Below are 11,464 nucleotides of genomic sequence, written 5' to 3'. Positions count from 1 at the left end.
TGGCCAGCCGCTGGCTGGCGAATAAGAGCCCGGGCATGAAGGCCGGCGACACAGGCGCTACAGACTCGGGCTGATGAATGAGTGCGCTGATGCTATCAGAGACGCAGGCGCCCGCCACGACTGCGTGCGGTTCCCAGGCCGTGAGGCAACAGGCTTGAGCGGGTATGGGCATGGCAAATGGCAATGGCCAAGGCGTCGGAGGCGTCAATCTGCGGCTTGCTGACCAGCTTCAACAGGTGCATCACCATCATTTGCACCTGTTCCTTGTTTGCCGCCCCCGTTCCGACGACCGCCTGCTTGACCTGGGTCGCGGTGTACTCGGCGATCTCCAGGCTTTCCTCGGCACCGGCAACAATCGCCGCGCCACGGGCCTGTCCCAGCTTCAAGGCAGAATCGGCGTTGCGCGCCATGAACACCTTTTCGATGCCCATGGTGACCGGACCGTAGGTCTGGATGACTTCGCGCACGCCGCGATAAACGATCTGCAGGCGCTCATGCAACTCACCTGCCCCGGTGCGGATGCAGCCGGACGCGACATACACACAGCCGCGTCCGGTGTCGCGAACCACGCCGTAGCCGGTAATGCGCGAACCGGGGTCGATGCCAAGGATTAAAGTCATAACGCCTGCGGCTTGAAGATGGAATTATTTGAACCTGTGGGAGCGAGCCTGCTCGCGATGGCGATCCTCCTGCAACTTTTTTGCAAACTGGACGACCGCTATCGCGAGCAGGCTCGCTCCCACATTCAGAACGGCGACGACGAGTCAGCCCAGCTGTTCAGCCACTGACTCCGGAATATCGGCATTGGAATAGACGTTTTGCACGTCATCCAGGTCCTCGAGCATGTCGATCAGCTTGAGCACTTTCTCGGCGCCTTCAAGATCCAGTTCGGCGCTGGTGGTCGGCTGCATGACGATTTCCGCGTCGGCCGGCTTGAAACCTGCGGCCTCCATGGCGTTGCGCACCGAATAGAAGCTGGCGAACGACGTGAACACGTCGAAGGAGCCGTCTTCATGACTGACCACGTCATCGGCGTCGGCTTCCAGAGCGGCTTCCGTCAGAGCGTCTTCGTCGAGGCCCGGCGCGAAGCTGATCTGCCCCTTGCGCTCGAACAGATAAGCCACCGAACCGTCGGTGCCGAGGTTGCCACCGCATTTGCTGAAGGCGTGACGCACGGCCGCCGCGGTGCGGTTACGGTTGTCGGTCATGCATTCGACCATCACCGCCACGCCACCCGGGCCATACCCTTCGTAGGTCAGCTCTTCAACGTTGTCGGCCTCGGTCGCACCAGCGCCACGGGCAATGGCCCGGTCAATGATGTCGCGGCTCATGTTGGCGCCGAGCGCCTTGTCCAGAGCCAGGCGCAGACGCGGGTTGGACCCCGGATCGCCGCCACCCTGGCGGGCCGCGACCGTCAGTTCACGGATCCACTTGGTAAAGATCTTGCCCCTCTTGGCATCCTGACGTTCTTTGCGGTGCTTGATGTTCGCCCACTTGGAATGACCTGCCATAACTCGCTCCGGTTCTTCTTGAAACGTTGCCCGCCCTGCGCTCGCGCAGTGGCAGACAAGCAGAAATATCGACACCAACGAAAAGGCGCATCCGAAGATGCGCCTTCAGGTGTCAGCCTTACTCAGCCTTTGGCTGTTCACGCAGACGGATATGCAGCTCGCGCAGCGCCTTGGCATCCACCGCCCCCGGAGCCTGGGTCATGACATCGGCCGCGCTCTGGGTTTTCGGGAATGCGATCACCTCACGAATCGACTGGGCGCCGGTCATCAGCATCACCAGGCGATCCAGACCGAAGGCCAGGCCACCGTGGGGTGGTGCACCGAACTTCAGGGCGTCGAGCAGGAAGCCGAATTTCTCTTCCTGTTCCGCTTCGTCGATGCCCAGCAGGCGGAACACCGCCTGTTGCATGTCCTTGCGGTGGATACGGATCGAACCGCCACCCAGCTCGGTGCCGTTCAGGACCATGTCGTAGGCCCGCGACAAAGCGGTAGCCGGGTTGGCTTCCAGCTCTTGCGGCGTGCACTTCGGCGCGGTGAACGGGTGATGCAACGCGGTGAAGCTGCCATCCTCGTTCTCTTCGAACATCGGGAAGTCAACGACCCACAACGGCGCCCATTCGCAAGTCAGCAGCTCGAGATCGTGACCGACCTTGATCCGCAACGCACCCAGGGCTTCGCTGACGATCTTGGCCTTGTCGGCGCCGAAGAACACGATGTCGCCATCGACCGCGCCGACGCGATCGAGGATCACATTCAGGTTGGCCTCAGGGATATTCTTGACGATTGGCGATTGCAGGCCTTCGACGCCTTTGGCGCGCTCGTTGACCTTGATGTACGCCAGGCCCTTGGCACCGTAGATGCCGACAAACTTGGTGTAGTCGTCGATCTTGCTGCGCGGCATGCTCGCCGCACCCGGCACACGCAAGGCGGCTACGCGGCATTTCGGATCGTTGGCCGGACCGCTGAAAACCTTGAATTCGACGTCCTTGAGCTGGTCGGCCACGTCCACCAGTTCCAGCGGGATACGCAGGTCCGGCTTGTCGGAACCGTAGCGGCGCATGGCCTCGTCCCAGGTCATGTGCGGGAAATCACCGAATTCCAGACCCAGCACTTCCTTGAACAGGTTGCGGATCATGCCTTCGGTCAGGCCCATGATGTCTTTTTCGTCGAGGAAGCTGGTCTCGATGTCGATCTGAGTGAACTCAGGCTGACGGTCGGCACGCAGGTCTTCGTCGCGGAAGCACTTGGCGATCTGGTAGTAACGGTCGAAGCCGGCCACCATCAGCAGTTGCTTGAACAACTGCGGCGATTGCGGCAGGGCGAAGAAGCTGCCGGGGTGGGTACGGCTCGGCACCAGGTAGTCGCGGGCGCCTTCCGGCGTGGCGCGGGTCAGGATCGGCGTCTCGACGTCGAGGAAGCCGTTCTCGTCCAGGTAGCGACGGATGCTGGTGGTCATGCGCGAACGCAGGCGCAGCTTCTCGGCCATTTCCGGACGACGCAGGTCGATGAAGCGATAGCGCAGGCGGGTTTCTTCGCCCACGTCGGAAAACTCGTTGAGCGGGAACGGCGGGGTTTCCGCTTCGTTGAGCACTTCCAGCTCATGGCCCAGCACTTCGATCATGCCGGACGCCATGTTGGCATTGCCGGCACCGGCCGGACGCAGGCGCACCTTGCCGGTGATCTTGACCACGTATTCGCTGCGCACGCGGTCGGCGGTGGCGAAGGTTTCAGCACGGTCCGGATCGAACACCACCTGGGCCAGGCCTTCACGATCACGGATATCGAGGAAAATCACCCCGCCATGGTCACGGCGACGATGGACCCATCCGCAAAGAGTAACTTCCTGACCTTCCAGGCTTTCGTTCAGTTGGCCGCAATAATGGCTGCGCATCATGGTAGTGGTTTCACTTCTCGTAATTCGACATTCGGTTGGAGGCCCTGCCCATGCAAGAACCCGCACGTATTCATCTCAGTCAGCTTTGTCGCCACCGGCGAGGTTCTTCTTGGCGCCGGTCTTGAAGTCGGTTTCATACCAGCCCGTACCGCCGAGGCGGAAGCCCGGCATGGACAGCATTTTTTTCAGTTCCGGCGCCTGGCAGGCAGGGCAGTCGACCAGCGGTGCTTCGCTGATCTTTTGGATGGCTTCCATCTGATGACCACAGGAAGCACATTGATAGTCGTACATCGGCATGGATTGTCTCGGCGATCAGGTTAATCGCGCAAAAGCTGGGCTTTGCGGCAAAGAGCGGGATTATATCCATTAAATGCAGCCTGTGCAGCCGTAGGGGCGTTCTCCATTCGTTTCCCATGTAATGGGGAAACGAATCTGGAAGCCCCCAAGGCTGCCCAAGACACCTAGCGGCCCCGCCGAGTCACTGCGGGGTCTCACGCCAGTGACGCTGCACGACCTCCATACCGGCCTCTTTCAAACTGTGCACCACGCAGACAACACGCACCAGACCGCTGAAATTGCGGACCCCGCCATGGCGCAAGTGCACCTCCCTGTCGACATGGGACAACAGCGTGTTGATGGAACAGTTGTTGAGCTGGGCCATGTCACCGAGAATTTCCCAATAGACCCGTTCCAGCCGAAGACAGGTGGCGAACCCGTTCAAACGGATGGATCGGGACAAGGGCCGGGCCAGCTGCATATCGAACCCACTGACGAACGGGTCGATAGCGATGGACTGCGCCCCCTCCCTCGGTTCTTTTCCTTGAATCATACCGTCGACACTCCTTTGCCATACGAACCTCTCAGTCAGGACAACTGGTGCCCTATGGAAGCTCAACGGAGTTGCCAGATCCAGATGACTTCTTGACCGGCAACGTAGGACAAGCCAACAGCAGACGGACGATGAATTACTCCGTCCTACACACGATGGGTTACACCAACAGCAGGCGCACTACTCATCGGAAAGCCCGATACAAGGAACCAACGACTGCGACATACGGGCGATGACGGTCACAGCCCCCACCATCGCCCGCCAGAGGCTTACCGTTCGTCCAGCAGAGAGCGCAGCATCCACGCGGTCTTTTCGTGAACCTGCATGCGCTGAGTCAGCAGGTCGGCGGTCGGTTCATCGCTGACCTTGTCCAGCAGGGGGAAGATGCCACGAGCCGTACGCGTCACCGCTTCCTGACCGTCGACCAGTTGCCGGATCATGTCTTCGGCACTGGGCACACCCTCCTCTTCCTTGATGGAAGACAAGCGTGCATACACCGAATAAGCACCTGGCGCGGGAAAGCCGAGCGCACGAATGCGCTCGGCAATCAGATCCACCGCCAGCGCCAGTTCATTGTATTGCTCCTCGAACATCAGGTGCAGGGTCCGAAACATCGGCCCTGTGACGTTCCAGTGAAAGTTGTGGGTCTTGAGATACAGCACGTAAGTGTCCGACAACAGACGTGAAAGCCCGTCGACGATGGACTTGCGATCTTCTTCACTGATTCCGATATCAATTGCCATGTTGGTTGATCTCCTGACGGTGATGAATTCCACAGCGTAGCGGGTGTTGTCGCCAGTAGCCTGCGACAAATCGCCAGCCCTCCTCCTCCCTTCAAGTCCTACCATACAAGCGAGCCCGCTCGCGATGGCGGTCTGTCAGTTGCTGAAGGTATTGCTGATCCGCCGCCATCGCGATCAGGCGTGCAGCTCTCCGGCCGACGAACAGCGCGGCACGCACCTGTTACGAGTTTGAGAAGGCCTGGGCTTTGCTGTTAAATAGGCAGTGTGTCGCTACGCCTATTTTCCCGGGTGTGGCGCATAGGCTGATTCGGGTACGTGTCCAGCGCCTCTCATTGTTCTGAAGCGAACCGTCCCCGACCAGCTCTTCCTTGTGATCCGTCTTAACCGTGAGCCAATCAAAATGTTGAAAATCGTCCACTTGCTAATGGGCGCAGCTGCCCTGCTGCTGTCCTTCATCCCTAGCCTGGGTTCCGAAGCAACACCTTACCTGCAACATCCCGATGCGCTTTACCTGGCCTTCTTCGGCCTGCTCAACCTGACCCTCGCACCTGTCATTCCTTACTGGCACAAAGGACCTCGTCATCAACTGCAAAACCTGGTCAGCGTACTGCTGGTGCTGGCCGTCGCCCTGCAAACCCTGAGCCTGCTGGCTCCGATGCCGGAAATCGGCGGTCAACCGGCCGTCCTGTTCAGTCTCACAGCGGCGCTGCTGGCCGTGGCACTGCACCTGGCCGTCAGCTTCTACAAGAAGTCGTCGCCGTCTGCCGCGCCCCAGAACTACGACATGTCCAACCGCGATACCGGCACTGTGAAGTGGTTCAACACCTCCAAGGGCTTCGGCTTTATCTCCCGCGACTCCGGCGATGACATTTTCGTGCATTTCCGGGCCATCCGCGGCGAAGGTCATCGCGTACTGGTCGAAGGCCAGCGCGTGGAGTTTTCCGTGATGCACCGCGACAAAGGCCTGCAAGCCGAAGACGTCATCGCCGCACTGCCGCGACGCTGATCCCAGGCATGAAAAGAACCGCGAGCAGCCAGGCTGCATCGCGGTTTTTTTTATGACTTGTCGCAGGCTGATCAGTAATGTGGGGGCGGCGCCTCTTCCTCGACGGATTCAAACTGCCCAGCCATTTCCTCCTGCCGCTTGAGCAATGCCGTCATCTGCAGCTGCAAACGCTCGACGACTCGCTGCTGCTCCACCAACACATCATTCAACGCCTGGATGGTGTCATCCTGAAATGCCAGGCGAGTTTCCAGATCGGTAACACGCGCCTCAAGATCCACGGTTCAACCCTCCATAAACTTGAAATCATCGGTCAGGGCCATCCGTAACCGCTCGCGAATGGCTGTCACCTGCTGTTCATTATAAGGCCGGGCCGGGTGCCTGCCCCAGACCGGCGACGGCCAGGCCGCATCCTCATGCCTGCGCACGATGACATGCATGTGTAACTGGCTGACGACGTTACCCAACGCCGCAACGTTCAATTTGTCGGCGTCAAAGGAGTCCTTGAGAATTTCGGCCAGCGCGGTGGTCTCTTTCCACAGCTGGCGTTGATCAACGTCATCGAGCTGAAACAACTCACTGATATCTTCCCGTCTTGGTACAAGAATGAACCACGGGTAATTCGAATCATTGGACAACAGCAACCGGCACAGCGGGAAATCGCCAATGGGCAGTGTGTCCTGTTGCAGTCGTGGATCTAAAACAAACACTGCCGGTACTCCTGGCTCGTTATGGGGGCTGCCCGGCTTGGGCGCTTATCAGGTATTCGCAGCATACCCGCGAATAGGCGAACGTTCACTGCATACCCTTCCAGGCTTGACTGCCATGCCTGTTTTCGGGACCGATCTTCTTGAGGGCGGGCGGTTGGCGCACCCATTTGGCGCACCGGCCGCCCCGGAATCCGCGAGCAGCAGCCTCGGAATTCTTCGAAACACCAGCCTCGGGCGATTGACGAAGTTTTTTTTGCACCAAAACTGCACAAAGCGTCTACGCTAAATGCACGAAGCATCCGGGATTTACCCACCGACAGGGTGAACCGGTAACGTTTTTTGTTGTCGCGGGCTGTTTACAGGTTTCAAACACGATAGCGGTACAGCAGTCAACCCTATTTAAAACAAGGCCTTTGGGCCCCGGTTTCATGAGGTTTCACCGCGTCAAACAGAAGAGTGTGAAAAAAATGTGAACAAAATTCGGGTTTGTGCATGCTTGTTGCATTCCTCCCGGACATCGCCTTCAGGGAATCGTCGGAACGAAAACCTGCTGGCTTAAGAATAAAGTGGCAAGGTTGCCCTCAGGAGCTTCAAGCGCAGTAACGAAGGACTCTTTACGCCGACGCCGAAGAAAGACAAGCAACATTCAAGTTGCGAAACCCGATTGCGTCGGAGCAGCCCCATTACGACATGGATCGAGCCATTGGCGACATGGTCGTAAAGAAGCTGAAAGGTTGGATGGGCAAGTATCGCCAATAGGGTCGGCGTGATATAAGTTTGCGCCGGCACAAAAAGAAAGAGCCGCCCAGATAAAAAACAGGTGGGACGGCAGTACTCTTCTAAAAACCAAAGGAGCAAATCACGATGCGCGTGATGAAGTGGAGCATGATCGCACTGGCTGTATCGGCCAGCGTTTCGCAGTTCGCAGTGGCGTCTTCCCAGGACGAGTCCAAGGGCTTTTTTGAAGATCAGAGCCTGAAAGTTCTGACCCGTGCCCTGTACATGAACCGTGACTTCAAGAACAACCCCAGTACCGCTCAAAGCTATCGTGAAGAGAGCGGTCTTGCCGCTCGCGCGACTTACGAGTCCGGCTTCACCCAAGGTACTGTTGGTTTCGGTATAGACGCTCTGGCCAATGGCATGGTCAAACTGGACAGCGGCCGTGGCCGCACCGGTAATGGCATGTTCGGTTCCGATAGCGACGGCCGTCCGGAAGACACCCAATCCATCGCTGGCGGCGCGGTCAAGTTCCGTCTGTCCGACACTGTCCTGAAATATGGTAGCCAGTACGTTGCCAGCCCTGTCCTCTCCACTGACGACAGCCGCTTGCTGCCAGAAGTTGCTACTGGCACTTTGATCACCAGTAAGGAAATCAAAGGTCTGGAACTGAGCGCTGGTCACTTCACCGCGATCAGCGGGCAGAACCACATGGGTCACGACAGCATCAATGGCACCGGCCTGAAGTCCGCTGACATTGCTGGCGCAACCTACCAGTTCACTGACAATTTTGTAGCAGGTGTAGCGGCTTCCGACGTTGAAGACAACTACAAGAAGAAATACCTCAACCTGAACTACACTCTGCCGATCAACGAAGATCAGTCCCTTAACTTCGACTTCAACGGCTACGACAGCAAAGACCAAGGTCAGAAACTCAGCGGTGACGTTGATAACCGTATTTGGTCGCTCGCAGCAGCTTATAGCATTGGTGCTCATAAATTTACCCTGGCTCACCAGCGCTCCACCGGTTCCAGCGGTTATGTCTATGGCGCTGACGGTAACGGCACCATTTTCCTCGCCAACTCCATCCAGTACTCCGACTTCAACGGCGAAGACGAGCGTTCCTGGCAGGCTCGCTACGACCTGAACATGAAAACCTATGGCGTTCCTGGCCTGAGCTTCATGACCCGTTACGTCAAGGGTGACAACATTTCCACTGGTGCCGACGAAGGTAAAGAGCACGAGCTGGATTTCGAAACCAAGTACGTTATGCAAAGCGGACCAGCGAAAGACCTGTCTTTCCGTCTGCGTAGTGCGTTCTATCGTGCCAACACTTCTTACAACGGTATCAATGGCAACGACAACAACGACTTCCGCGTTATTGTCGAATATCCACTGAGCATCTTGTAATTCAGTGCTGAGTTGATAGCTACACCGCAATAAACAAAAACCGCTCACCTGATCCAGGTGAGCGGTTTTTTTATGCGCCCGATAAAAACAGGCAACGCAACCTCATAAATAGCAAGCTAACTAAATACAGCTTGACCCCAGCGACAGGTTATATCCGAGCTCGTTATCGCGCCGTCTCTTCCTGAACAACCCGAATCACCCGCTGCGGAAACGGAATATCAATACCCGCCGCTTTCAACCGGTCACGGGATTGTTCGTTGAACATGAACATTACATCCCAGTAGTCCGCCGTCTTGACCCATACCCGCAAAGACACCGTGATCGAACTGTCACCGAGTGTGGAAATCACAGCTTGAGGAGCCGGGTCGCTAAGCACCCGCTCATCCTTCGCCAGATCCAGCAACACCTGCCGGGCTTCTTGCAGATCTGCCTGGTAATCCACCCCCACATCGAACACCACTTTGCGGGTCGGCTGACGATTGGTGTTGGTGATGATGCCGTTCGACAGGTTGCCGTTAGGCACGATCACCGTCTTGTTGTCACCGGTGCGCAGCACGGTATGGAAGATCTGGATACTGTCTACCGTGCCGGCGACACCTTGGGCTTCGATCCAGTCACCGATACGGAAGGGACGGAACAGCAGGATCAGCACGCCGCCGGCGAAGTTTGCCAGGCTGCCCTGCAATGCCAAGCCGATTGCCAAGCTCGCCGCACCGATGGCGGCGACGAACGAGGTGGTTTCCACGCCGATCATCGAGGCAACGCTAATCGCCAACAGTATCTTCAGGATGACATTGACCAGGGTACTGATAAACCCTTGCAGCGCCAGGTCAGCATTACGCAGGGCCAGCAGCGCACCCAGTTTTTTCGTGACCTTGTTGATCAACCACCAGCCGATGGCCAGGGTGATGACCGCCAGCAGCACTCGGCTGCCGTACTCCATGACCATTGGTATCGCGGCCTGGGAGGTTTTGATCAAATGATCCACTTCTGCATTCAAGTCCATTCGACTCTCCTTATTACCATAAGCACGAATGTGGCGAGGGAGCCTGCCCCCTCACCACCTTATTCCTGAACAGCCTGACGTCCTGTCAGTCGCGGAAGTTATTGAACTGTAGCGGCATACCGAATTCCTTGGCGCGCAGTGCCGCGATGGCTTCCTGCAGGTCGTCGCGCTTCTTGCCGGTAACCCGCACCTGCTCGCCCTGGATGGCAGCCTGTACCTTGAGCTTGGCATCCTTGATATGAGCGACAATCTTCTTTGCCAGCTCCTTGTCGATGCCTTCCTTGAGCACCGCTTCCTGTTTCATCACCTTGCCCGAGGCATAGGCATCCTTGATCTCAAGGCATTGCACATCGATCTTGCGCTTGACCAACGCAAGCTTGAGGATTTCGATCATCGCCTCGAGCTGGAACTCGGCTTCGGCGGTCAGGTTGACGGTCAGGTCCTTCTCCTTGAACTCGAAGCTGCCCTTGCCCTTGAGGTCATAACGACGGTCGAGTTCCTTGATGGCGTTTTCAACCGCGTTGGTGGCTTCGTGCTTGTCCAGTTCGGATACCACGTCGAATGAAGGCATGTAGAGTTCTCCAATAAAAAAGGCGCCCCCGTGATAAAGGCGCGCGCTTGGCTTGTGGTTAAAATCGCGCTCATTATAACGAGTCTTTTCCAGCCGATACTGTGAGCCCCCAAGATGCCCGCACCAAACCGAGTAAAAAGCTGATGCCTACCACCTGGCATGTCCTGGGGGCCGGCAGTCTCGGCACATTATGGGCCGCGCGCCTGGCTCGGGCCGGTCTGCCGGTGCGGCTGGTGCTGCGCGATGAAGGCCGGTTGCAGGACTATCGGAGCGCCGGAGGCCTGACATTGGTGGAACAGGGCCAGCCGCAGTGCTACCCGGTACCGGGCGAAACAGCTGACGCTCCCGAGCCGATCAGGCGCCTGCTGCTGGCCTGCAAGGCCTATGACGCGGAAGCGGCGGTGGCCTCCGTGGCCCATCGCCTGGACGCCGACTCGGAACTGATCCTGTTGCAAAATGGCCTCGGCAGCCAGGACGCGGTGGCGAACCGCGCGCCCCAGGCCCGATGCATCAGCGCCTCCAGCACCGAAGGTGCGTTCCGCGACGGTGACTGGCGCGTGGTGTTCGCCGGTCACGGCTACACCTGGCTGGGTGACCCCGCCCATCCCGTGGCGCCGTTCTGGTTGGACGACCTGAGCGCCGCCGGCATCCCCCACGAATGGAGCGCGGACATCCTCACCCGGCTCTGGCGAAAACTGGCGCTCAACTGCGCGATCAACCCGCTGACCGTGCTTTATCACTGCAAGAATGGCGGCTTGCAGGAGCATCGCTGCGAAGTGGCAACGCTGTGCGCGGAACTCACCGATCTGCTCGAACGCTGCGGCCAGCCCGCTGCGGCTGAAGACTTGCAGCCGGAAGTCGAACGGGTAATCCAGGCCACGGCGGCCAACTATTCCTCGATGCACCAGGATGTCGCCAACAAGCGTCGCACCGAAATCAGCTACCTGCTCGGCCACGCCTGCAAGGTCGCCCGGCGGCACGAGCTGGCGGTACCGCACCTGGAGCAACTGCGCCAGCGGCTGATCGGTCACTTGAACAACCTCGGATTGCCCAGCGACTGAGCAGCGGCT

13 protein-coding genes are annotated in these 11,464 nt (G+C 58.3%); 3 read left to right on the top strand and 10 right to left on the bottom strand.

Annotated features, from left to right (window positions below; genetic code table 11):
* Window positions 1-95: 95 nt before the first annotated feature.
* From ruvC to AD665_RS12665, 6 genes are all read right to left on the bottom strand, one after another.
* Complete coding sequence (gene ruvC / locus AD665_RS12690) at window positions 96-620, bottom strand: crossover junction endodeoxyribonuclease RuvC (protein ID WP_024776477.1); 525 nt, start codon at window positions 618-620, stop codon at window positions 96-98.
* Between the two features lie 144 nt (window positions 621-764).
* Complete coding sequence (locus AD665_RS12685; protein WP_024776476.1) at window positions 765-1,511, bottom strand: YebC/PmpR family DNA-binding transcriptional regulator; 747 nt, start codon at window positions 1,509-1,511, stop codon at window positions 765-767.
* A gap of 118 nt (window positions 1,512-1,629) precedes the next feature.
* Window positions 1,630-3,405, bottom strand: coding sequence for an aspartate--tRNA ligase (aspS, locus tag AD665_RS12680; protein WP_053192329.1), 1,776 nt, complete (start codon window positions 3,403-3,405; stop codon window positions 1,630-1,632).
* Between the two features lie 75 nt (window positions 3,406-3,480).
* A complete protein-coding gene (locus AD665_RS12675) occupies window positions 3,481-3,702 on the bottom strand; it encodes an FmdB family zinc ribbon protein (RefSeq protein WP_024776474.1) in 222 nt (73 codons plus the stop codon).
* Between the two features lie 181 nt (window positions 3,703-3,883).
* Complete coding sequence (locus AD665_RS12670) at window positions 3,884-4,234, bottom strand: ribbon-helix-helix domain-containing protein (protein WP_024776473.1); 351 nt, start codon at window positions 4,232-4,234, stop codon at window positions 3,884-3,886.
* Window positions 4,235-4,503: 269 nt separating this feature from the next.
* Window positions 4,504-4,977 (bottom strand): Dps family protein, encoded by a 474-nt coding sequence (locus AD665_RS12665; protein WP_024776472.1) that lies wholly within the window; start codon window positions 4,975-4,977, stop codon window positions 4,504-4,506.
* Window positions 4,978-5,377: 400 nt separating this feature from the next.
* Here AD665_RS12665 and AD665_RS28015 point away from each other — a divergent pair, with 400 nt between their 5' ends.
* Window positions 5,378-5,983: a cold-shock protein gene (locus AD665_RS28015; RefSeq protein WP_024776471.1), complete on the top strand. Its 606-nt coding sequence runs from the start codon at window positions 5,378-5,380 to the stop codon at window positions 5,981-5,983.
* Between the two features lie 71 nt (window positions 5,984-6,054).
* On the opposite strand, the gene AD665_RS12655 is transcribed toward AD665_RS28015, so the two are convergent.
* Together AD665_RS12655 and AD665_RS12650 are read right to left on the bottom strand one after the other, a co-directional pair.
* Window positions 6,055-6,261: a SlyX family protein gene (locus tag AD665_RS12655; protein WP_024776470.1), complete on the bottom strand. Its 207-nt coding sequence runs from the start codon at window positions 6,259-6,261 to the stop codon at window positions 6,055-6,057.
* 3 nt (window positions 6,262-6,264) lie between these two features.
* Window positions 6,265-6,690, bottom strand: a complete 426-nt coding sequence (locus tag AD665_RS12650) for an HIT domain-containing protein (protein WP_024776469.1) — start codon at window positions 6,688-6,690, stop codon at window positions 6,265-6,267.
* A gap of 864 nt (window positions 6,691-7,554) precedes the next feature.
* Between AD665_RS12650 and AD665_RS12645 the strand changes: the two genes are divergently transcribed.
* Complete coding sequence (locus AD665_RS12645; protein WP_024776468.1) at window positions 7,555-8,817, top strand: OprD family porin; 1,263 nt, start codon at window positions 7,555-7,557, stop codon at window positions 8,815-8,817.
* A 163-nt stretch (window positions 8,818-8,980) separates the two neighbouring features.
* Here the strand turns inward: AD665_RS12645 and AD665_RS12640 are convergent, their stop codons facing one another.
* Together AD665_RS12640 and AD665_RS12635 are read right to left on the bottom strand one after the other, a co-directional pair.
* Entirely contained in the window at window positions 8,981-9,823 is an 843-nt protein-coding gene (locus AD665_RS12640; RefSeq protein ID WP_053192327.1) for a mechanosensitive ion channel family protein, read from the bottom strand.
* Between the two features lie 85 nt (window positions 9,824-9,908).
* Window positions 9,909-10,394, bottom strand: a complete 486-nt coding sequence (locus AD665_RS12635) for a YajQ family cyclic di-GMP-binding protein (protein WP_024776466.1) — start codon at window positions 10,392-10,394, stop codon at window positions 9,909-9,911.
* Window positions 10,395-10,537: 143 nt separating this feature from the next.
* Between AD665_RS12635 and AD665_RS12630 the strand changes: the two genes are divergently transcribed.
* The gene (locus AD665_RS12630; protein ID WP_053192498.1) at window positions 10,538-11,455 is read left to right on the top strand and encodes a putative 2-dehydropantoate 2-reductase; all 918 of its coding nucleotides are present in this window, start codon (window positions 10,538-10,540) and stop codon (window positions 11,453-11,455) included.
* The last annotated feature ends 9 nt before the right edge of the window (window positions 11,456-11,464 follow it).

Origin of the sequence: Pseudomonas corrugata (assembly GCF_001269905.1) — a bacterium.
Lineage (GTDB): Bacteria > Pseudomonadota > Gammaproteobacteria > Pseudomonadales > Pseudomonadaceae > Aquipseudomonas > Aquipseudomonas corrugata.
This window is presented reverse-complemented; position numbering and strand designations above follow the sequence as displayed.